The 20,913-nt window shown below is 52.6% G+C and carries 14 protein-coding genes; 5 read left to right on the top strand and 9 right to left on the bottom strand.

The annotated features are described in order from the left end of the window. Positions 1 to 73: 73 nt before the first annotated feature. Complete coding sequence (gene bshC / locus B5D63_RS08580) at positions 74 to 1,654, bottom strand: bacillithiol biosynthesis cysteine-adding enzyme BshC (protein WP_078668293.1); 1,581 nt, start codon at positions 1,652 to 1,654, stop codon at positions 74 to 76. A gap of 182 nt (positions 1,655 to 1,836) precedes the next feature. On the opposite strand from bshC, the gene B5D63_RS08575 reads away from it, so the two are divergent. Next, positions 1,837 to 2,841 (top strand): glycosyltransferase family 4 protein, encoded by a 1,005-nt coding sequence (locus tag B5D63_RS08575; protein ID WP_078668292.1) that lies wholly within the window; start codon positions 1,837 to 1,839, stop codon positions 2,839 to 2,841. Positions 2,842 to 2,843: 2 nt separating this feature from the next. Here B5D63_RS08575 and B5D63_RS08570 read toward each other — a convergent pair whose 3' ends face one another. From B5D63_RS08570 to B5D63_RS08560, 3 genes are read right to left on the bottom strand one after another with little or no spacing between them, the layout of a single operon-like run. After that, positions 2,844 to 4,313, bottom strand: coding sequence for a glycoside hydrolase family 130 protein (locus tag B5D63_RS08570; protein WP_078668291.1), 1,470 nt, complete (start codon positions 4,311 to 4,313; stop codon positions 2,844 to 2,846). Between the two features lie 13 nt (positions 4,314 to 4,326). After that, complete coding sequence (locus B5D63_RS08565) at positions 4,327 to 5,598, bottom strand: glucose-1-phosphate adenylyltransferase (protein WP_078668290.1); 1,272 nt, start codon at positions 5,596 to 5,598, stop codon at positions 4,327 to 4,329. A gap of 51 nt (positions 5,599 to 5,649) precedes the next feature. Continuing rightward, complete coding sequence (locus tag B5D63_RS08560; protein ID WP_078668289.1) at positions 5,650 to 7,068, bottom strand: glycogen synthase; 1,419 nt, start codon at positions 7,066 to 7,068, stop codon at positions 5,650 to 5,652. 180 nt (positions 7,069 to 7,248) lie between these two features. Here B5D63_RS08560 and B5D63_RS08555 point away from each other — a divergent pair, with 180 nt between their 5' ends. Together B5D63_RS08555 and B5D63_RS08550 are read left to right on the top strand one after the other, a co-directional pair. Beyond that, positions 7,249 to 8,148 (top strand): DUF72 domain-containing protein, encoded by a 900-nt coding sequence (locus B5D63_RS08555; RefSeq protein ID WP_078668288.1) that lies wholly within the window; start codon positions 7,249 to 7,251, stop codon positions 8,146 to 8,148. Between the two features lie 84 nt (positions 8,149 to 8,232). Next, a complete protein-coding gene (locus B5D63_RS08550) occupies positions 8,233 to 11,157 on the top strand; it encodes an FAD-binding and (Fe-S)-binding domain-containing protein (protein ID WP_235021485.1) in 2,925 nt (974 codons plus the stop codon). Between the two features lie 85 nt (positions 11,158 to 11,242). On the opposite strand, the gene B5D63_RS08545 is transcribed toward B5D63_RS08550, so the two are convergent. The 4 genes from B5D63_RS08545 to B5D63_RS08530 are packed head-to-tail and all read right to left on the bottom strand — an operon-like array spanning position 11,243 to position 17,671. Next, positions 11,243 to 12,001, bottom strand: coding sequence for a class I SAM-dependent methyltransferase (locus tag B5D63_RS08545; protein ID WP_078668287.1), 759 nt, complete (start codon positions 11,999 to 12,001; stop codon positions 11,243 to 11,245). Positions 12,002 to 12,015: 14 nt separating this feature from the next. Continuing rightward, entirely contained in the window at positions 12,016 to 15,189 is a 3,174-nt protein-coding gene (locus tag B5D63_RS08540; RefSeq protein WP_078668286.1) for an efflux RND transporter permease subunit, read from the bottom strand. A gap of 22 nt (positions 15,190 to 15,211) precedes the next feature. Further along, positions 15,212 to 16,354, bottom strand: coding sequence for an efflux RND transporter periplasmic adaptor subunit (locus tag B5D63_RS08535; RefSeq protein ID WP_078668285.1), 1,143 nt, complete (start codon positions 16,352 to 16,354; stop codon positions 15,212 to 15,214). Between the two features lie 39 nt (positions 16,355 to 16,393). Further along, positions 16,394 to 17,671: a TolC family protein gene (locus B5D63_RS08530; RefSeq protein WP_159455942.1), complete on the bottom strand. Its 1,278-nt coding sequence runs from the start codon at positions 17,669 to 17,671 to the stop codon at positions 16,394 to 16,396. 302 nt (positions 17,672 to 17,973) lie between these two features. Here B5D63_RS08530 and B5D63_RS08525 point away from each other — a divergent pair, with 302 nt between their 5' ends. Together B5D63_RS08525 and B5D63_RS08520 are read left to right on the top strand one after the other, a co-directional pair. Then, positions 17,974 to 18,684 (top strand): TMEM175 family protein, encoded by a 711-nt coding sequence (locus B5D63_RS08525; protein WP_078668283.1) that lies wholly within the window; start codon positions 17,974 to 17,976, stop codon positions 18,682 to 18,684. A 4-nt stretch (positions 18,685 to 18,688) separates the two neighbouring features. Next, entirely contained in the window at positions 18,689 to 19,732 is a 1,044-nt protein-coding gene (locus B5D63_RS08520) for a hypothetical protein (protein ID WP_078668282.1), read from the top strand. A 35-nt stretch (positions 19,733 to 19,767) separates the two neighbouring features. On the opposite strand, the gene B5D63_RS08515 is transcribed toward B5D63_RS08520, so the two are convergent. Continuing rightward, on the bottom strand, positions 19,768 to 20,742 hold the full coding sequence (locus B5D63_RS08515; RefSeq protein WP_078668281.1) for a terpene synthase family protein: 975 nt from the start codon (positions 20,740 to 20,742) through the stop codon (positions 19,768 to 19,770). Between the last annotated feature and the right edge of the window lie 171 nt (positions 20,743 to 20,913).

Raw genomic sequence — 20,913 nt, 5'->3', positions numbered from 1 at the left:
TTTATTTGTTCCGCCTGTATGTTTCGATCATCCCCGAAATCGTACATCAAAAAATCCCAAAATCACCAATCGTTTAACGTACAATCGTAAACTGGTCCGTAACCGGTGTCAGCGCCGCCAGCACGCGGTCCAGGAAAGCCGGGCCTTCCGCCGCATACCAGGGCATAAAGTTCTCTTTACGCTCCTGTAACGAACCACCGGGAAACAACTTATTCTTCACCTGTTTGATCTGGTCTGTCTGCCATGCGAATTTTTTCTTCTCCGCCCGGAGGAACTTATGTTCCAGTTTACCGATAGATTTTAAAGCACGGCTTCTTTCCGCACCAGTGCTGGCCACCAGCGTAATATCGATGCTGCGTGCCTTCTCTTCCAGGCTGTCATATAACTTTTCAATGGCCGCATATTCTTCCTTCAGTACCAGCGCAGCATTGGTATGTTTTTTCACATAGGCGTTCACGATATCATCTGTGGTGGCGAACAATTCCGCGGTGGTGATGCCCAGTTTATCCAGCCGCCGGGCGGACTGCTCATCTGCCAGCAACAGGGAATTGCGCAACAACAATATCGGGAAAGGTACGCCGTAGTGGGCAAAAAGATCTTTCAGCTCCAGCCAGTAGGCGATTTCCCCGCCGCCGCCGATAAAAGCGATATTGGGCAGGACCGTTTCCTGGAACATGCCCCGCAGGATCACATTAGGACTAAACCGTTCCGGATGGTCCTCCAGCTCTTTTTCCAACGCAGCAGCGTCAAATTTCAACGGGGTGTGTAATACTTTCCACTGATCGCCTTCCTGCACAATACGCTCGCGTATATCGTCTTTCAGGTAAAACAGGTTGATCTCCCGCGGATTAGCCTGTACCTTATAATGGGCGCCCAGCTGTTCGAGGGTATTACCCACAATACTATGAGAAGCCTGATGAAACAACTCATCCTTCATCACCGGGATGTAAAGGCGTTTCAGGGCAGGACTGTCCGGCACCAGTACCACCAGCCCGTAACGGCCAAACAGCGCATGTACCAGGTACAACGTAGCCTCCTGGATAGTATCGTGCTCCAGGTAAGCTTTGTGCAGCAGTGCTATCAGCTCGTCCGCATGCGGTGCATACCCCAGCATATCCTTTATTTGTCCGATCTGTTGCTCCAGCCCTTCCGGACGCATACGGCCTACAGCCCCCTGCTGTCCTGCAGCCCAGGTCAGTGTCTTTCCTTCCAGGTAGATACTGCCCAGTTCATCCAGGTCAGCGTCTTCACTGCCCATATAGTACACCGGTACAAACTGATGCTGCGGATACTGCTGCTGCAGTTCCTGACACAGTTTGATGGCTTGCAGTATCTTATAAACAAAATACAGGTAACCGGTAAATACATTGGGCTGGTGGGCGGTCGTTACTGTGAACGTCTGCACATCGGCAAGGCGCGCAATATTGTCCTGAACGGCCTGCATGGGCTCCAGGTTCTCATATTGCTGTTGTAATGCTGCTACCAGCGCAGCTCTTGGGGTGTTAAACTGCTTCCGGGCGGCTATCGCAGCAGTAAAATCCGGACGAGTGGAGGAATAGGTGTAGAAAGGTCTGATCTGTGGCGCATCTGCTAAAAAATCTGTTACCAGCTGATTAAAAAAGCCTGTCTTCCCGTAAGGAATATACTCGAGCATATTACGTGTCGAATTACAAATGATCAATAAAAGTAACGGATATATCTGAATACATCGAAACTTTTGAATGTACGAAGTTAGAGAAGAAATTGTGATTTCAGGTTTTTTACTACCAAAATTTGATGGGCGGGTGAATGTGGATTGGAATTTGCCGTAAAAGCTGATCGGAAAACCGGAACACTATGAAGATCGCAATCCTTTCGCCCGTAGCCTGGCGCACCCCACCCCGGCATTACGGCCCCTGGGAACAAATGGCCTCCAACCTCGCCGAAGGCCTGGTGGCCCGTGGCGCAGACGTCACCCTCTTTGCTACCGGAGACTCTCTGACCCAGGGTAAGCTGGCATGGATCTGCCCGCAGGGGTACGAGGAAGACCGGAACGCAGACGCCAAAGTCAACGAATGTATGCATATCAGCTACCTGATGGAGCAGGCACACCATTTTGACATCATCCACAATCATTTCGATTTCCTGCCGCTCACCTATTCCCGGCTGATACATACGCCTATGGTAACAACCATTCACGGCTTTTCTTCGGAGAAGATTGTTCCGGTATACCAGCGCTATAACCACACAGGGCATTATGTGGCGATCAGTAATGCTGACCGCCATCCCCGGCTGCATTATAAAGCCACGGTTTACAATGGTGTGAGGCCAGCTGACTTTGCCTTTAACCCGGCTCCGGACGACTATCTGCTGTATTACGGCCGCATTCATCCCGACAAGGGCACGCACGACGCCATACAGATTGCGCTGCAGGCCCGCCGCCGCCTGCTGATAGCCGGTATCATCCAGCAACAGGATTACTTTGAAGAAATGGTAAAACCTTTCATAGATGATGAACAGATCCGGTACCTCGGGTCCGTAGGAGGACCGGCCCGCAGTGACCTGCTGGGTAAAGCCAGCGCCCTGTTGCACCCCATTCATTTTAACGAACCCTTTGGGCTGAGCGTGGCCGAAGCAATGCTGTGCGGCACCCCGGTGATCGCTTTCAACAGAGGCTCCATGCCGGAACTGATACAGGACGGACGCACCGGTTATTTAGTCAACACGGTGGCCGAAGCCGTGGCGGCGGTGGAAGCGCTGGACCAACTGGACCGTTACGCCTGTCACCTGCATGCGCACGAGCATTTCACAACCGACCGGATGACAGCCGATTACCTGAAAATATATCAGTCACTGCGTTAGGATCATATGCCGTCAGCTTTGATTTGCGCCAGCAGTTTTTCGAGATTAACGGCGGCGAACCCGGAAGCATAATCGGAGAGTCCGTAGGGTATGAGCAGTTCATCGTTGTGTACGATAGAGCCACAGGAATAAAGTACGTTGGGCACGTAACCTTCCCTTTCGTCTTTGTTGGGCATCAGCAGCGGCTCCCGCAGGCGGCCGATCTCCGTTCCCGGATCTTCGAGGTCCAGCAAACTGGCGCCGATGCAATAGGTTCGCATAGGACCTACGCCATGCGTAATCACCAGCCAGCCTTCCGGCGTTTCGATCGGTGAGCCGCAGTTGCCCACCTGTACAAATTCCCAGGGATATTTAGGGGTCTGAAGGATCTGCGGGTTTTCCCAAATGTTGATTTTATCGGAATACATAATATACCCGTTGATACCATCAATACGGGATATCATGACATATTTCCCTTTGATCTTGCGGGGAAAGAGGGCCAGGTTTTTATTCTGGGCCCCCTCTCCATACAAGGGCATGATTTTAAAATTATAAAAGTCTTCGGTAGACAGCAGTTTAGGCTGGATGGTGATCCCGTCAAACGCCGTATAGGTAGCGTAGTAGGTAATTTTGCCATCTTCCCCTTTGTACTTCACAAAGCGGGCGTCTTCAATACCCCGGCTTTCCGCATCGGAGTACGGAAAAATCACCCGGTCGGAAATGTCCGTGTCCAGCGAGAAATTCAGTTCGTAGTAGGAGTCTGCCAGCCAGAGCAATCTTTCCAGCGCTTTTTTCACCAGGTGGTCTACCTGGTAGCGTTGCTGCATTTCACGGATCACTTTTTTCAGCGACATGTACTCAAACTCGTCTGACAGGCTGTTCATCACCTCCTGCATCACAGGGTCCGGCAGTTTGATGGAGACTGCATTCTGAAAGAAAGTCTCCTTCTTATACATGGCATTGCGGATTACTTCCGCTTCATCCACATAATTGCCGGCCGTTTGTAAAGTGATCTGGTTATTGCGGTCGATGATACCGCTGCGGAAAGCGATGGAGGAGATATGTCCTTCACCTACGGCCCGGAAACTGAGGATCACTCTTTTCTCCCCTTCTTCCAGTCCGCTCTGGTCCACATCTTCGATCATCGACGGGTTAAAAAAGGCGGCAGATTCAATCGAATATTCATTAGTAAAATACGAACCTGTCAACAGTTTTCTTTTCAGGGACAATTCGTCGTAGTTAACCTGAACAGCAGCGAAAAGGTGCCGGATCCTGTCTGCATGTTTCTCGAAAATACGGGTAATGTTACGGTGGCGCCGGGAGAACTCTCTCAGTATAGGCGTTATCGTTACATCCACCTGTTCATCGCTCATGGTGGCAACATGTTGTATAATGGATTTGGCCCTGGCTTCGCCATTGAAAAAAAACCTGGCTACCACTCTTTTCAGATCAGGATAGATCTTCGTAGGTTTCCGCTCAATTGACACTCGCATGTGTATTGATTTGTTAGATGTTGAATCCGTCCGGCAGGACTACTCCTTTTTTAACAACAACAATGCCGTCTTTCACCGTATATTTTTCAAAGTCGCCATCCGGAAGATGGTCTCCGCCCTGAATATGTACGTTATTTCCGATACTGCAGTTCTTGTCAATAATTGCCTTATCGATCACACAGTCTTCGCCGATGCCCATGGGCGGACGGCCTTCTGCGCTGGCCCTGTCCAGTTCGTCGAGTGTCTGGTAATAGTCACTCCCCATGATATACGTATTGGAGACGACCGAGCCTTTGCCGATGCGGGTACGGATACCCACCACACAGCGTTCCAACCGGCTTGCCATAATAATACAACCATCGGCGATGATTGTTTTCTCCATGGTACCGGATATTTTGGCGGGGGGCAGCATCCGCGCGCGGGAGTAGATGGTCTGTGATTCGTTGAAAAGGTTAAACTGCGGTATATCGTCTGTGAGCCCGATATTGGCTTCCCAGAACGAGGAAATGTTACCGATGTCGGTCCAGTAACCTTCATACTGGTAGCTGAACACCCGGGCTTTGGCCTCGATGGCTTCAGGGATCAGCTGCTTGCCAAAGTCGGCCGCCTCCGGTTGTTTGCCCAGCATATCGAAGAGTACGTCGCGGCTAAAGATATAGATGCCCATGCTGGCGAGGTATACCCGGCCGATGCCCTTCATCTCATCGCTCACCTCAGACGCCCACGGCGGCAGCACTTCCTGTGACGGTTTTTCCGTAAAGGAAACAATAGCGCCGGTATTATCGGTTTTCAGGATACCGAAATCTGATGCGTCTTTAGCCGATACCGGAATGGTAGCAATGGATATTTCCGCTCCTGTTTCGATGTGATGGTTGATCATATCCCGGAAATCCATCTGGTACAACTGGTCACCGGAGAGTATCAGCACATATTTAAAGTCGAAATTCTCCACATGGTGCAGGCACTGCCTTACGGCATCTGCGGTCCCCTGGTACCAGGTGGGATTGTCGGGTGTTTGTTCGGCAGCGAGGATGTCAACGAATCCTTTGTCGAAATGACTGAAATGGTACGAGTTTTTGATGTGCTTGTTAAGCGAGGCGGAGTTGAACTGGGTTAAAACGAAAATACGGTTCAGTTCCGCGTTCAGGCAGTTGGAGATAGGAATATCCACCAGCCTGTATTTACCGGCAAGGGGCACTGCCGGCTTGGAACGGCGACGGGTAAGGGGATATAAGCGGGTACCTGCACCGCCTCCGAGAATAATGGATATTACATCTTTAGTCATAGTGTGGACGTTGGTTTAGATTAGGAAATCGCAGCGCGTTATCGTGATTAGTTAGCCTTTCATACTGTTGTAAACATCGAGGTACTGCTGGGCCGAGCGTCCCCAGGAATGATTGAGCCGCATGCCTCGCAAACGGATTTCCGAGAGATGGGTGGTATCGTTGAACAGTTCCACGGCACGTTTTACGGAGTAACAGGCATCCCATACCCCAGCCTGATTAAAACGTATGCCAAATCCGTTGGGATCTCCAAAATCGGTCACGGTATCCTTTAATCCGCCGGTACTGCGGACCATCGGCACGGTGCCGTAACGCAGGGCGTAGAGCTGGTTCAGCCCGCAGGGTTCCACTCTGGACGGCATCAGCAGGAAATCGCTGCCGGCATAGATCAGGTGTGACAGTGCTTCATTATATCCGATATGCAGATTAAAACCGTAGCTAACATCATGTCGGGTTTGTTGTAGTGACCATTCCACATGTGGATCACCGCTACCCAGTACGAGGAAGTTTACCTCGCCCGGCAGCTCATGCAGGGTGCGGCTGATAATCTCCGGCAACAGATCGGCGCCTTTATCCCCTACCAGCCTGCCGATGAACGATACCAGCGGCAACGACGCATCGAGGCCAAAACGTTCACAAAGGGCCTGTTTGTTTTCCCCTTTACCCTGCGCCACCGTTTCCAGGTCGTAATTGGCCTGTACCATATGGTCTGTCTCCGGGTCCCATACCGCTGTGTCTATTCCATTGATGATGCCAACGGTTTTGGCGCGTTCATGATTGATCAGCCATTCCAGTCCGTTGGCCTGCTGGTACAGCTCTTCCAGGTATCCGGGCGATACCGTGGTGACCCTCCAGGCGCATTTAACAGCCGCCGCCAGCGGGTTGATAGCTCCGCCCCAGTCCAGCAAACCCGCTTTCCACAGGTCAAAAGACGGGATAAGGTACAGCTTGTCCCACCCAAACTGGCCCTGGTATTGGGCATTGTGGATGGTGAGCACAGAAGGAACTTCCCGCATGCGCTCGTATTTATAGCCATAAGCCATCAGAAAAGGAACCAGGCCGGTGTGATGGTCATGACAATGGATAACGTCCGGCTGGTGATTCCATTCATTGACCCAGTCCAGCACGGCTATCTGGAAGGCCAGGAACCGCTCCGTGTCATTGGGATAACCGTAAACACCGGGCGTATCCAGTAAACCGGGGATGTCCACCAGGTACAGATCAAAACCCAGCTCATTGTTCCGCTCTTTTAACACATTGAAATGATACCAGTCGTGCCCCAGCCACATCCCGGCCTGATGCACCACATCAAATTCATGCGTATCGTAATACTTATTCCTGTAGGCCGGTACCACCACTTTGGCGATAGCCCCCAGCTCGTATTGGTATTTGGGCAATGCCCCTACCACGTCACCGAGCCCACCTACTTTGGCTACCGGGTAACATTCCGCGCTAACGTGTAAAATTTCCATGCTAAATAATTGATAATCTATCTTAAGTTAACTTGTAAAAACAAAAAAACAAAAGGTTTCCACTATTTTATTTTAGCAGTGTGTTTTGCCCCTGCAGCCCCCTGCTTTTAGTATATTTGCAGTACCTGCCCTTATCCCTTTTACCATGATCGTCATGTGCACCCGTTAAAACCTGCTGTTATGGATTTTGGCCGTGTTACACCTGCGGAGCTGGAAGAACTGGACTTCAAACTGCCCGCTGAGCCGCTTTTCAACAAAAAAGTGCTGAAAGGCAAGCCCGTTAAGAAACCGCAAGCCTGGCTGGGCTGCGCCAAGTGGGGCCGCAAGGAATGGATCGGGAAAATATATCCCAAAGGCACCAAAGAAGCCCTTTTTCTGCCCGAATACGTGCGTCATTTCAACAGCATTGAGCTCAACGCCACGCACTACCAGATCTATGGTCCGGACACCATCTCCAAATGGGACGCACCAGCCAAAGGCATGGAATTCAAATTCTGCCCCAAGGTGCCACAGGCCATCAGCCACTTCAGCAATCTCGGTCCCGCTACCGCCGGCCCGAAAACCACCGCTTTCCTGGAAGGCGTGCTGGCCTTCGGCAAACACCTCGGCCCTATCTTCCTGCAGCTGAGCGACAAATACGGCCCTGCCAAACGAAAAGCGCTGTACGATTACCTGGCCTCCCTGCCCACCGACCTGCAGTTTTTCCTGGAAGTAAGACATAAAGAATGGTATGAAGATGAGGCCGTGCGGCTGGAACTGTTCGATAAACTGCGGGAACTGAAAGTGGGCGCCATCATCACCGATACCGCCGGCAGAAGGGACTGCGCCCATATGCACCTCACCGTACCGAAGATATTCATCCGCTTTGTGGGCAACAGCCTGCATCCGACCGACTATACCCGTATCGACGACTGGGCTAACCGGATCAAATACTGGCTGGACAACGGTCTGCAGGAGATCTATTTTTTCATGCACATGCACGACGAGGCCCTGTCACCCGATCTGGCAGCTTACCTGGCAGACAGGATAGAAGCCGTTTGCGGCCTGCAGGTAAAAAAGCCGCAATTTGTAAAGGAATAGTGTTTTTTTTGACGAATACATTACAAGAGATAAAAAAGCCGGACTGAAATATTAATTTCGCCCTCTCAAAACCCGGTACATACCATGATGCGCGAAAAGCTGGAACAATTGGCCCAGGAACTGGAAGGAACGCTTTATACAGACAATACCATGCGGACACTCTATGCCACCGACGCGTCGGCATACCGTGAAATGCCGCTGGCAGTGGCCATCCCCGAATCGACAGACGACCTGAAGAAACTGATCTCTTTTGCGCGTACCAACAAAACATCGCTGATCCCCCGCACTGCAGGTACCTCGCTGGCTGGCCAGGTGGTGGGCAACGGTATCATTACCGACGTGTCCCGCAGCTTCACTAAAATACTGGAACTCAATACCGCCGAAAACTGGGTACGGGTACAGCCGGGCGTGATCCGCGACGAGCTGAACATGTACCTGAAACCGCACGGCTTCTACTTCGGCCCGGAAACGTCCACCGCCAACCGCGCCATGATCGGCGGGATGGTAGGCAACAACTCCTGCGGCTCCAACAGCGTGGTATACGGCAGCACCCGCGAACACCTGCTGGAAGTGAAAGCCCTGCTAAGCAACGGCGAAGAAGTTACCTTCAATACCCTCAGCCCCGACGCTTTCCACGCTAAATGCGAAGGCCCGGACACCCTCGAAACCCGCATCTATCAGCAGATACGCAGCGCCCTGAGCGACTACCGCAACCAGGAAGAGATACGCCGCGAATTCCCTAAAAAGAGCATCCCCCGCCGCAATACCGGCTACGCCGTAGACATGTTGCTGGAAACCGCTCCTTTTACCGCCGGCACCGAAGATTTTAATTTCTGCAAACTCATCGCAGGCTCCGAAGGGACCCTCGCCCTGATCACAGAAATAAAACTGCATATCAACCCCCTGCCTCCCAAAGAGACAGGCTTGCTCTGCATCCACTTCAACAGCGTGGACGAATCCCTCCGGGCCAATATCCAGGTGATGGACTTCAAACCCAGCGCCAGCGAACTGATAGACCACTTCATCCTCGAGTGCACCAAAGACAATATCGAACAACGTAAAAACCGCTTCTTTGTACAGGGCGACCCCGGCGCCATCCTCGTAGTGGAATTCTGCCGTAATACCCGTGAAGAAGTGAAAGAAATAGCAGGCCGGCTGGAAACACAGTTGCGCGCCGCCGGACTGGGCTACCACTTCCCCCTCCTGTTCGGGGAAGACACCAAAAAAATCTGGACCCTCCGCAAAGCCGGACTGGGACTGCTCAGTAACCTGCCTGGCGACGAAAAAGCCGTGCCGGTGATTGAAGATACCGCCGTAGCCGTAGAAGACCTCCCCGATTTTATCCGTGACTTCAACGTGATCCTGGAAAAGTATGACCTGCACGCCGTACACTATGCACACGCCGGCAGCGGTGAGATCCACCTCCGCCCGATCATCAACCTGAAAACGGAAGAAGGCAATCAACTCTTCAGGACCATCGCAGAAGAAATAGCCACCCTTGTTAAAAAATACCACGGCTCCCTCAGCGGCGAACATGGTGACGGCCGCCTGCGCGGTGAATTCATCCGTCAGATGGTAGGCGAAAAAAACTATGAGCTGCTGCGCCAGATCAAATACACGTGGGACCCTGAAAATATCTTCAATCCCAATAAAATCGTGGACACGCCGTCCATGAACAGTATGCTGCGTTACGAACCCGGACAAAAAACACCGGACTTCCATACCATCTTCCACTTCCCGGAACAAACCGTGCTGCAACACGCCGAGCAGTGCAACGGCTCCGGTGACTGCCGTAAAACACCGTTGAGCGGCGGTACCATGTGTCCCAGCTACATGGCCACCCGCAACGAAAAAGATACCACCCGCGCCAGGGCCAACATCCTGCGTGAGTTCCTTACCCACTCCACCAAAGAAAACCGCTTCGATCATAAAGAGATCTATGAAGTACTCGACCTCTGCCTCGCCTGCAAGGGCTGTAAGTCAGAATGTCCGTCCAATGTAGACATGGCCAAGCTGAAGATGGAGTTCCTGCAACACTACTATGACGCCAACGGCGTACCCATGCGCGCCCGGATGATCGGCAATTTTTCTAAGCTGTCCGGCCTCGCGGCCATTGCTCCGGGCATCTACAATGGACTTATCAATAACAGCTTTACCGGCGGTATTATCCGTAAATTCAGCGGCTTCGCGGCCAAACGCTCCCTGCCCGGCCTCCATAGCACCACGCTGCGGAAATGGTTCAACCAGACCTGGCCCAAAGAAAAACAGGGCGCCGGCAACCGCACGGTATATCTCTTCTGCGACGAGTTCACCAACTACAACGACACCCCGGTAGGCATCAAAGCAGTACAGCTGCTGCACCGCCTCGGTTACGAAGTGAAAATGATCGACCATCCGGAAAGTGCACGCGCTTACATGTCCAAAGGACTACTGCGCCAGGCGCGTGAACTGGCAGAAGAAAACGTACGTATATTCAGTAACGTTATCAACGACAACACGCCCCTGTTGGGCGTAGAACCCTCTGCCATCCTCAGCTTCCGCGACGAATACCCCGACCTGGTACGGGAAAACCTTCGTCCGCAGGCGCAGACACTGGCCAAAAACTGTTTCCTGATCGATGAGTTTATTGCCAGCGAGGCAGAGAAAGGGCATATCACCGCTGCACAGTTCACCGCTCAGCCACAGCAGATCAAGCTGCACGGGCACTGCCAGCAGAAAGCACTGTCTTCCGCGCTGCACAGTAAAAAGATGCTATCTATCCCGCAGCACTACACCGTAGACGTGATCCCCTCCGGTTGCTGCGGCATGGCCGGCTCTTTCGGCTACGAAAAAGAACACTACGACCTCAGTATGCAGATCGGGGAAATGGTGCTGTTCCCGGCAGTACGCAACGCCGCTACCGGCACGCTGATCGCCGCCCCCGGCACCAGCTGCCGCCACCAGGTAAAAGACGGCACCGGCGTAAAAGCACAGCATCCGGTGGAAATATTGTTTGATGCGCTGGCCTGAATCCAATGACAGAATAATGACGCATAAAAAATCCCGGAGCGAATTGCTCCGGGATTTTTTATGATGATCTTTTTGAAAAATGTTTTTATTCGCTCAATCTGCCTGTGTACAGTTTCGTTTCGTATTTAAACGTTACCATCCCCTGCTCCTGGTATTTATGGAAGATGTCTTCAAGGTCCTTGATCATGGCCGGATAGTTTTCATGCGAACGGGCCGGCATATACGAAGAAGATGACAGCAAGCCTTTCAATGCTTTGAAATCGAAACGCTGGGCGTTCTGAAAAGTTTTCTCCTTAAAGGTGCCAGGCAGAAAAAATGCGGCGAGCTGCATCGGGCCTACATGGCGTTGCTGCATATGTTTATAGTCCACACCATGCTCTTGCAACAGCTGTTCATAATCCTGTTCAAACGGCGTACTCACAGACCGCAGGTTCCACATCAGGGCGGCATAGGCGTCGGGTTTGGCGATGCGGTGAAACTCTTTACGGGTGAGCTCCTGGTCGAACCAGTGGAAAGCCTGTCCGGCCACGATGAGATCTACCGAGTGATTGGGCAGGGAAGTATGTTCTGCCGTGGCGGCAACACTTTTAAAGCCGGGGAAACGGCCAAGGTGCTGCTCTGCCGAAGCCCGCATCGCCTCGTTGGGCTCCACGGCGTACACCGTGTTACCATTATCGAGGAACGGCTGGGCCGAAAGGCCGGTACCGGAACCGATATCCGCAATAACACTGCTGTGCGAAAGTCCTGTGGTGGCAGACAGGTACGGAATAATGGCCACCGGATAATGTGGCCGGTACTTCTCGTAGTCCGTTACCCTGTTGCTGAATCGTTCCGTATTTTTCATGACTCAAAATAAAACTATTCACCCAGCCCTTTCGGTTTTTTCTCTTCGTTGCCGTGCGCTTCCAGTTCGGCCAGTTTCTTTTTACCGTAGGCCAGTTTGGTGATGAGCACATATAATACCGGAACGGTGAATACCCCCAGCACGGTGGCTGCCAGCATACCGCCAATAACGGTGTAGCCTATATTAACGCGGGAGGCCGCACCGGCGCCCTGCGCCAGGCACAACGGCACCACGCCGAGGATGAAGGCAAAAGACGTCATCAGGATAGGCCTGAAACGCAGCTTCACCGCTTCCAGCGTAGCTTCCATCAATGGCATACCCCTGTCCACGCGCTCTTTACAGAACTCCACGATCAGGATGGCGTTTTTAGCGGCCAGTCCGATCAGGGTGATGAGACCGATCTGGGAATACACGCTGTTAGCCTGTTTAGTGAGCGCCAGCGCCACGATGGAACCAAACAACGCCACAGGCACCGCCAGCAGTACGGAGAATGGTACGGACCAGCTTTCGTACAGCGCGGTAAGCAGCAGGAATACAAACAGGATAGACAACATGAAGATCAGCACGCTGCTGTTGCCCGCTTTTATTTCCTGCAGGGACACGTTGGCCCACTCGTAACCGAAATTCTCCGGCAGCACTTTGGCGGCCACTTCCTGTAATGCCTTGATGGCGTCGCCGCTACTGTAGCCCACCTGGCTGTCGCCATCTATCTCCACAGAGCGGTACAGGTTAAAGTGGTTGATGACCGGGGCGCCTGCGCCTTTTTTGGTGGTGATGAGCGCGCTGAGCGGCACCATTTGCCCCAGGTTATTGCGTACATAATAAGTAGCGAGATTGTCGATGCTGGTACGGTACAGTGAGTCTGCCTGCATCACCACGCGGAAGCTGCGGCTGAAACGCGTGAAGTCATTGACGTACAGGCCGCCGAGGAAAGTCTGCAAGGCGTTGAACACATCGCTGACGGCCACGCCCAGCTGTTTACATTTGTCCCTGTCCACTTCTACGTTGAACTGCGGCGTATTGGCGCTGAAGAAGGCGTAAGCGCGGGCTATTTCAGGCCGCTGGTTGGCTTCCATCAGGAACTGCCCCATCACCTGCATAAATTGTTTGATATCCGGATTACTTTTTTGTTCGAGGATAAACGAGAAGCCGCCCGACGTACCCATGCCACGCAGGGTCGGCGCCGGGATGGCAATGATGGTGGCGCCGACGATACGCGACGCTGCGCCCTGGATACGGCCCAGCACTTTACCGATATCGTCTCCATGCGCATAGCGCTCGTCCCATGGTTTGAGGCTCACGAAGAAAGTGCCCGAGTTGGGCTTCACCGCGTTGGCCACGAAGTTCATCCCGGTGATGCCGAAGAAGTGGTTTACGGCGCTGTCGGCGCTGAGGATATGACCGATTTCATCCACTACTTGTTTTGTTCGTTCGGTAGACGCTGCTTCCGGTAGTTCCAGTGCTATAAAGAGGGCACCCATGTCTTCCTGGGGCACAAAGGTGGTGGGTGTCTTCTTAAAAAGATAAAAAGCAACGGCAAACAGCACCCCCAGCAGGATAAGCACCACCGGCGTAAAGCGAATGGAACGCATCACCATGTTGCCGTAGCGGTTGGTAACACGGGTAAACCATTCATTGAATTTATAGAAGAACTTATTCAGCCCGTGTGATTTTTTGGTAAGATGCGCAGGCCGCAGCAGGATGGCTGTCAGCGCCGGTGTGAGCGTCAGCGCCAGGAAGGCGGATAGCAATACCGAGAATGCGATGGTGAGCGCAAACTGCTGGTACAATCGTCCGCTTACGCCGGGAATAAACGCTACCGGTACAAACACTGCTGCGAGGATCAGCGCGATGGCGATCACCGGCGCCTGTACTTCCGACATGGCTTTGAAAGTGGCTTCCCGCGGCGACATCAGGTCGGCGTCGATATGATGCTGGACCGCTTCCACCACCACGATGGCATCGTCCACCACAATACCGATGGCCAGTACGAAACCGAAGAGGGTGAGGGTATTGATAGAGAATCCCAGCAGCTGGAAGAATATAAAAGTACCGATCAGCGAGATGGGGATCACCAGTATCGGGATGATGGTCGCCCGCCAGTTCTGCAGGAAGATAAACACTACGATCACCACCAGCGCAAGCGCTTCGAGGAAAGTGTGGAACACCTCGTTGATAGATATTTTTACGAAGGAGGTCGTTTCAAAAGGAATCAGCCAGTTCACATCTTCCGGGAAAGATTTGGCCAGTTCTTCCATCTTGGCGATCACGCGGTCGTTCACATCGAGGGCATTGGCGCCGGGCGCCAGGTAGATAGCCAGACCGCTACCGGTTTTACCATCTGCTTTGGCATCGATAGCGTAGGTGAAGGAGCCAAGGTTGATACGGGCCACATCGCGGAGGCGAATGAGACCACCGTTCGGATTTTTAGCGACCACCACATTACCGAATTCTTCGGAAGTGGCCAGGCGGCCTCTTACACTCACCGTATATTCAAAAGCCTGGGTGCGGGACATGGGGGGCGCCCCGATACTGCCTGCCGGCACCTGCTGGTTCTGTTCGGTCACCGCCCGTGCGATGTCAGCCGCCGTCAGGTTGAGCGCCGCCATCTTATCAGGGTTGAGCCATATACGCATACTGTAGTCCTGGGAGAAGGCGTTCACGTCTCCCACCCCTTCGATACGGGCCAGTTCCGGTTTGAGGTAAATATTGATGTAGTTGTCGAGGAATTCGCGGGTATGTTGCCCTTTCGGCGAGTTGAGCCCGATAACCATCAACATATCATTGGAACGTTTTTTAACAGTCACCCCTACACGCCTTACTTCGTCCGGCGTACTGGGGAGGGCGAGGCTCACCCTGTTCTGCACGTCGAGCGTGGCGATATCGGGATCGGTGCCGAGGTTGAAGGTAACGGTGATACTCATGGAACCATCGTTGGCGCTTACCGACTGTATGTACATGGCGCCGGGCGTACCGTTCACCTGGTTTTCGATGGGTGTCGTCACCGTTTCTTCCACGGTGGTGGAGTTGGCGCCCACATAGTTGGCCCTTACATCCGTTACGGGGGGTGCAATATCTGGCAGCTGGGCAATAGGCAGGTTAAACATACAGATCAACCCTACAATCACCAGGATGATGGATATAACTATCGTAGTATTCTTGCGCTCTATAAAAGTTTTTGAAATCATACTGTGATGGTGATTTTAGGAATTAATGTTTACCTGCCGGCGGTGCTGCGGGCGTACCGGGACCGGCCACGTTCACGGTATCTCCCGGCCTCACTTTCTGCAGGCCTTCCACGATGATGCGGTCGCCGGCTTTAAGGCCGTCTTCTACGATCAGCATGGTGTCGGTAACGGGACCGGGCGTGATGTGCACGGGTTTCACCACATTGTCTTTCGTGAGGGTCATCACGGACGTTTCGGAGAGGTTCTGTACGATCGCTTTCGCCGGGATGGCCACCTGTGTGGCCGGTGTGGCGTACTGCATGACCACTACGCCACTCATGCCTGATTTAAGCTGACCGTCTTTGTTCCCGAACACCAGCCGCACCCGGATGGTACCGGTCTGTGGGTCTACAATATTATTGATGGCCTGTATTTTCCCCTGTTCGCTATAGGTTTCACCGCTGGTGAATTTCAGGAAGAATTTTTCATCGCCCTGTCCTTTCTGGATGCGATAGAACTGGGGGATGCTGGCCTGAGGCACGTCGAAGTCGGCGAAGATAGGATGTTCGTTGACCAGCGTATTGATCAGCGTCTGGCCGGCGTTGACGATATCACCGACTTTGATCTGTACGATGCCGATGCTGCCGCTGACCGGAGCGCGTATGATCGCGTGATTGACATCTGTGCCGGCGCGGGCCACGGCCGCCTTGGCAGCGGCCAGGTTGGCTTTGGACGTCATCACGGCGGTATATGCCTGGTCGACCGTCTGTTTGGAGATGGCGTCATGCTCCAGCAGGGTTTTATATCGCTCGTAATCTTTTTCTTTTTGGGCGAGGTCCGCTTCCGCCTGTTGCTGGGTAGCGGCTACCTGGCCATAGGCGGCCACATACCGGCTTTTGTCGATCTCATACAGCGGCTGCCCTTTTTTCACCATACTGCCGTCTTTCACTTTAATGGCGGAGAGATAGCCGGTCACATCGGAGCGAATGGCCACTTCATCGTGTGCTGTCAGCGTAGCCGGGAACTGGGTGTGCACGGTATAGGAAGCCGGCACCACTTCCTGTGCTACGACAGTTGCCTTCATCATGCCCATCATGGCTGCCTGTTGCTGTTGTTTTTTTCCACCACCGCAGGCGGTGCCCAGCAGCGCAACCAGAATTATGATCCAATTTGATTTCAGGTACATATGGAGAAAAAATTAATAATTGTTGTATTTGCTTTGATACTATTTGATTCTGCCCATGGCTTTGTCCAGATCGGTTTTACTGATCAGGGTGGCCAGCATGGCGTTGACGTAGTCTGTGCGGGCCTGGGTAAGCTGGCTTTCCGCTGAGATAACGTCCAGGCTGGTAGCCACGCCCTGCTCGAACTTCAGTACGATCCTGTCGTATATGCCCTGCGTTAGTGTCATATTCGTCTTCTGTGTAACGAACGTGGCCCTGTTGCTTTCGTAGGATGTATTAGCGCTCTTCACCTCCAGTTTTATCTGCTGTGACAGGAAGTCGAGATCATTTTGTGATTTTTTCAGGGTGATGCCCAGCTGCCTGATCTGGTGGAGCCTTTCGGTACCGGTAAAAATAGACCATGACAAGTTGAGGCCCAGTGCGGAGGCGCCGAAGCCTTGTTTGTACAGGTCGCCGAATTTGGTGGAAAACCAGTTGACCCCATAGTTGACGAAAAAGTTCAGCTGGGGCAGATAGGCCATCTTCTTGCTTTTCAGGTTCAGTTCATTAAGGGCTATCTGGGTGTTCTGGATGCTGTATTCCACGCGGTCTTCCACTTTATAGTTGAGCGTATCGGTGGAAAACGCTTCCACATTGAGGTCCTGCACGGTTTCGCGGAGCTCGAGGTCACTTTCCTGCGGCATGCCCATCTGGAACTTGAGTAACTGCATCGTATATACGAGTTCGCGGATCTGGTTTTCGATCCGGGTCACGCCATTATTATAGGACACCTGTATCCGGTCTACGTCTACCCTTTCAGACACGCCGGCATCGTAGCGGGCTTTGGTGTCGGAGAGGGTTTTGCGCAGCTGATCGAGATTGGATTTGGACAGGCGGATGTTTTCCTGGTTGGTGAGCACCGCGTAGTAGGCTTTGATGATGGCCACTTTGGTATCTATCTCCGTGCGGGTGAGGTTTTTGGTGGCCAGTCCGCGGTATACGCGGGAAGCTTTCAGTCCGAGGAAATAATCGCTCTGGAAGATGGTCTGATTGATCTGCCCGGTCGCGTTGGAAGCAAAGCGGGTACCAAATTGCACCGGTATTTTACGGTCGTAGTTACCGCTGGCGATGTCGGGGATCAGGGAGGTGGCCAGTTTCATATTGTCGGTGAAGTTGGCATTGATATCCGCGTGGGGCAACAGCTTGGCGGTGGCTTCCTTTACCTGTTCCCTTGAAAAGTCCACATCCAGGTTGGCATTGACCATATCGTGATGATGCGCGATCCCGTATTGTATACAATCGGCCAGGTTAAAGGCGTAGTTTCCCCTGGTTGTATCCATCTGCCCGTAAGTGGTATTTAATCCTGACAAAAAAAGTGTAGAAATCAATATAAGGGTACAACGCATACTTATAACATTGAAAGTATATGATGATTGATAAATACCTAACAAATGAAAAGAGAAAAGGTTGTAAAACAGCTACCGGCGGATGACAAAGCCGCAACGCATAGATAATTCTGACCGGAGGCGGTCGCACAAGAGATGCTGTTCCCCGAATATACGAAACTACCGGATTTAAAAAAACGGTGGATAGCGGCTTTCTTTAGCTTTTCGTATATTGCCGAAAAGCCATACGTTTTTATATGTCTATGTCAGTTATCAAGGAAGCTAAAACCCCTCACCGTGAATTTGAGCTGGACAGGGCCGTGTTGTTCAGCGATGCTGTGTTTGCCATTGCCATTACCCTGTTGATCATCGAAATCAAGTTGCCGCATATGCCGGAACACTTGCCTGCAGGCGGTTACCGGCAGGTGTTGCATCCGTTCCTGATGGAGTTTTTCACCTTTGCGATGAGTTTTATGTTTATCGGGACCTTCTGGAAATGGCATCTGCATTTGTGTCGCTTTTTACAGCATTATGACGATGGGTTGATCCACCGCAACCTTTTTTTCCTGTTTTTTATTGTTACTTTTCCTTTTTCCACGGCATCGATGATGCATATGAGCAGTCATTTTATGCTGCCGCTGTATATCTATTTGTTTAATCTCGCCGGTTGCCTGGCGGGGCTGTTCTGGATCAGCTACTATATTTTCCAGCGCAAACCCGGGCTGGCGGTCGTGGGGCAGCATACAGAAAAAGAGCTGCTGTACCAGCGGTTGAAATACAGTTTTCTGACGATGACGTTCGGTTTTACGGCGATTGCCCTCGCTTATTTTATCTACCCTGACAACCAGACTATCCAAAATATCAGTTTTTGCCTGATCCCCTTGTTGATTTTCTTCAATCATTTCCGGTTGAAGATCAAAAAACGGAATACCCTTCGCCTGGTACATATAGGCGATAAATCCAGCTAAGCTTATGATGGAAGTAGACAAAAGAGACGGACAGTTTTTGCACCGGGCCATCCGGCAGTGGCAGCAGGACCAGCTGATCACGGACGTGCAGGCGGAAGCGCTGCAGAAGAGCTATTCCGTCCGCAGCAACGACTGGCAGACGATCACCCTGTATATCTTTATCGCTGCTATTTCCTGTGCCCTGATGGCTTTCGGGTCGTTGGTGCTGGACGAGAAGTGGATCGAGGTGCTGCGGAAAAAGTTTTCGCTGACGGATGGCGTGATCGCCTTCCTGTTTGCCGGGCTGACAGCGTTTCTTTGTTACCAGGGGTGGCGCCGCAACCGGCATCAGCCTGCCTTTTCTTTTAACCGTGAACTATTCTGGCTGCTACCGGTATTGAGTACAGGCGTTACCGTGGTGTACCTTGGCAAGAGCATGGATTACCTGGGCGGCAACTATGGGGTATTCTGGCTGCTGGCGACGGCGGTATACGCTACCGTGGCGCTGACGCTGCATTCCCGGCTGTTGTGGATGGCCACCCTGATCTGCCTGATACCCGCGTACGTGAAGCTGACCTATTATCTTACCGGCGACGGTCCGTATTTCCTGGGGATGAACCTCCCCTGCCGCATGGCGTTGCTGGCGGCCGTGATAATAGGCGCCGGCTGGCTGATGAAGCGGTCCGCCATCTTCCTGCCGGCCAAAGAAATCACCTGGGGTGGCGGCTGGCTGTTGTTTTTGCTGTCCGGCTGGCTGATCTCTATTTTCGGGAATTGCGGCACCTGGGAAGAATGGCAGGCCCTGCGCCAGGTACACCTGTTGTGGTGGGTGGTGGTGTTCAGCGTACAGTGTATCCTCACCCTCCTGCTGGGCATCCGTACGAAAGACGACCTGTTGCGTGACCTCGGCGTTATTTTCCTGCTGCTGGACCTGTATACCCGTTACTTCGAATACCTCTGGGACCGGACCAACAAGGGGTTGTTTTTTTCTATCCTCGCTGTTTCTTTCTGGTGGCTGGGCAAGCGGCTGGAGAAATACATCAGCAAACGTAAAGGCACCCCGGGCTAAAGCCCGGGGCTGCCTGAAGGTCCAATATTTTTATCTCAGCTGTTGACATATTCTTTCATCATGGCGCTATAGCGTCCGGTATCGTGCATGCTCCAGTCGAAATTGCCGGTGATCCAGGAACGCAGTACAGCTACATAGCGCAGCAGTTCATAATCTTTTTCGTTGCCTGTGAGCGGCAGCAGTTTTTCCAGTACTACAAAAATGGCTACTTCCTCGTTGTGCATCCGGGCGGCTTCATCGATCGCTTCCTGGAGAGAGCACTGGTGTTCATGCTGCAGCACCAGTACCAGGTTATGGACGTCGCCGGCCTGGTGTTCTTTCGGAAAAGAAAACAGGTCGTTGGCCCAGCATACGATGTTGTTGCAGGCCTGTACCATGCGTTTGAGCAGTGCGTTTTGCAGCGTGTCTGCCGGCAGATAGATTTTTTCGATGATGTCTATCGCCTCCACGTCGGCGAGGAGGGCGCCGGTATAGGGGCGCATACGTACGTAGTCGGCCACGGTGGGGACTATACGATTTTCGCGGTTCTGCGCTTCCCAGAGGCAGGAATTAAAATAGTCTTCCATGCTGCGGATGAAACGTTCCTGCCATGCCGGCGTGCTGATGGCTTTCATCCTTTCCCAGATGCTGATGAGCGCGGCCGGCAGCGGCGCGTTGTTGGCCGGTGAACGGGGATCGGGAAGGCGAAAGATGTCCATAAAACCTGTCATGACACTACGCAGGAAACCGGATTTTTTACCGGCTTCCGCCTCATCGCACTGATCATCGAGGATAAACAGCCAGGTGTTAAAATCGGCAATGATGCAGAGCTCGTGCAGCCCTGCGTCCGGGAACGCGCGGGCGGCCAGCCAGGCGAAACGGGCTTTGGCAAAGCGGGCCCTTGCCTTGTCGGTGGACAGTAAACCATGATGATGCACCCAGTCTTCAACATGTTGCTGGGCTGCTGCCACATGGGAATTCAAACGGGAAGGAAACGGATACTGGATCCGGGGAAACTGGATCGTTGTCATGTGTCTGAGGATTTAGCAGTTAACTATTAAGGGTTATGAAATGGCATAGGTAAAACCAGGGTAAACGGCGGCGGGCAGGCATATTAACAGCCCACCATACCTGTTGGCACAGTAAAAGTTGGCTTGCTTCGGTTAACAGCAAATGAGATGTAACAAAAAAGTACAGGGTGA

It is taken from the genome of Chitinophaga eiseniae (assembly GCF_900167135.1).
Lineage (GTDB): Bacteria > Bacteroidota > Bacteroidia > Chitinophagales > Chitinophagaceae > Chitinophaga > Chitinophaga eiseniae.
This window is presented reverse-complemented; position numbering and strand designations above follow the sequence as displayed.